This window comes from Bacillus sp. LR_5, assembly GCF_042709275.1.
The window spans coordinates 1-2147 of sequence record NZ_JAVAXX010000528.1 but is presented as its reverse complement, the minus strand read 5'-3'; the positions used below and the strand labels follow the sequence as shown (position 1 = coordinate 2147).

Here is a 2147-nt window from a genome sequence, read left to right as displayed (position 1 = left end):
ACATAGAGTAGTCTAGGAAGGAGAATGATATGAAGGTATTTGAGGCTGATTCATTACTCTTTGAGGCCGATAAAAGAACCAAAGAGTATAAGGAACTAAGGTCGCAAATGGTGAAGCTAAGAAAAGCTTTTCAAAACGTAGCTAACCTAGATGACAGTGAATTTTCAGGCAAGGGTGCTGACAACATTAAAGCATTTTATCATGATCATGTCGGTGTTACTGATCAATGGATTGATTTAATTGACATGAAGATTGCTTTCTTAAGCAGCATGTCTGCAACACTTGAAGATGCGAAGATGTCTGATGCTTACATAGAAGAATCCTTTCTAGAACACGAGTTGGCTAACGCTTATGCAAAATCAAAATCCATTATGTCTGAACAGAAAAAAGCAATGAAAGACATATTAAACAACATCAATGATATCCTTCCCCTTGAAATATTCTCAACAGAAGACTTCAAAGACAAACTTTCTTTTGCAGATGACAAACGTGAAAAAACAATCGATAAGCTAAACAAGCTTGATGAGGATTTAAAAACAGAATACGCTGAAACAGAACCAAACGAACAATTTATTCAGCAAGACTTTAAAAAGCTGCAGGAATCAACAGGCAAAGGAAAAAACGCTACACCAATTCACTATAACGCTAAAGCGTACAGAGAAAGTGACATACATAAGAAAAAAGGCGATATTGAAAAGCATTCTGAAGCTTACTTAAGTGTGAAGAAAGAAGAAGCAAAGGAACGTGAAATCAAGGAATTAAAGAAAAAACTTAATGACGGTGTATCTGACCCTGATGAATATTTAGAGATTGCTAAGAAAGTAGGGTACGAGAATCTGGAGCCAACTCAAGTGCAGCTTGCAGTGCAAATTGAACAAGCGAAGCAGCTAGAAGGAGCAGGAGAAATCACCTGGGATATCGTAAAAGGTGTCGGAGTAGGCTTATATAATGTTGGCAAAGACACTGTAACTGGCATATGGGATTTCATCACCGATCCGGGAGAAACACTCTCAGCACTGGGGAATGCAGTTATTCATCCGGTGAAAACTTACGATGCCATTTCAGCAGCAATAGAAGAGTCATATCAAAAGGATATGGTGAATGGAGATGCCTATTCTAGATCAAGATGGGTTACCTATGCTATTGGTTCAGTGGCTGTAGCTGTTGTTGGTACAAAAGGTGCAGGAGCCATTAACAAAGCAGATGCAGCGGGGAAGGTCATAAACAAAGCAAGTCAGGCAGGGAAGAAAATTAAGGACGTCAAGATTCCAGATTTGCTGCCTTATAATCCTAAGTACGACTTTGCTCTAGCCGATAACGTGCCATACAATGTGGTTGATAGCCAAAGCCTCAAGAATGAACTTTTGACTAATGCGAAGAAAATACCGGATGGAACAAGAAAACCGTTTACTGGCCAAAAGATAAGCCCCCCTTGGCTAAATAAAGAAAAGTATGATGCATATGAAATAGAGGGGAAGGTAAAGGCGAAGGGGAAAGTTAAAGATGTAAGCCGTAGAGTGTATACTATGAAAGATATTGATATTAATCAAAAAACAGAATTCGGTGTTACAAATCTTCAGCTAATGAAAAACGGGAATGCCCCTTATGCAAAAGACGGTACACAGATTAATTTACATCACTTGATTCAAGAAGAACCTGGCCCAATGCTTGAAATCCCGAACAGCTTACATACAAAATATAGTGATGTCATTCATCAGCTTAAGTCTGATGGTGAAAGTTTTAGAAATGATAAGGTTTTAAAAGCACAATACGAGAGCTTTAGAAAGAGATATTGGAAATGGAGAGCGAAACAATTTGAAAATGAGAATTGAGGTGTTTATATGATTTATTCGAAGGTTGAGAACTTTATTAATGAAAATAAACAAAATGCTATATTTACAGAAGGTGCAAGTCATGAAAACATTGGTCGCATTGAAGAAAACCTCCAATGCGATCTCCCCAACAGTTATAAATGGTTTTTAGAAAAATACGGTGCTGGTGGTTTATTCGGCGTTTTGGTTTTAGGCTACAACTTTGATCATGCATCAGTTGTAAATAGAACTAATGAATATAAAGAACACTATGGCCTTACTGATGGACTTGTGGTTATTGAAGATGTTGATTACTTTGCTTACTGTCTAGATACA

2 protein-coding genes are annotated in these 2147 nt (G+C 37.6%); both read left to right on the top strand.

The genetic code is table 11. The features are described from left to right. The first annotated feature begins 29 nt into the window (after positions 1-29). Entirely contained in the window at positions 30-1832 is a 1803-nt protein-coding gene (gene yobL, locus RAC86_RS38055; RefSeq protein ID WP_326145661.1) for an LXG family T7SS effector ribonuclease toxin YobL, read from the top strand. Positions 1833-1841: 9 nt separating this feature from the next. Then, the coding region (yobK, locus tag RAC86_RS38050) for a type VII secretion system immunity protein YobK (RefSeq protein ID WP_377886893.1) at positions 1842-2147 on the top strand (306 nt) is incomplete at its 3' end.

Excerpts from the sequence above, each read along its gene's own strand:
- yobL (WP_326145661.1), top strand. The coding sequence starts at position 30 with ATGAAGGTATTTGAGGCTGATTCATTACTCTTTGAGGCCGATAAAAGA.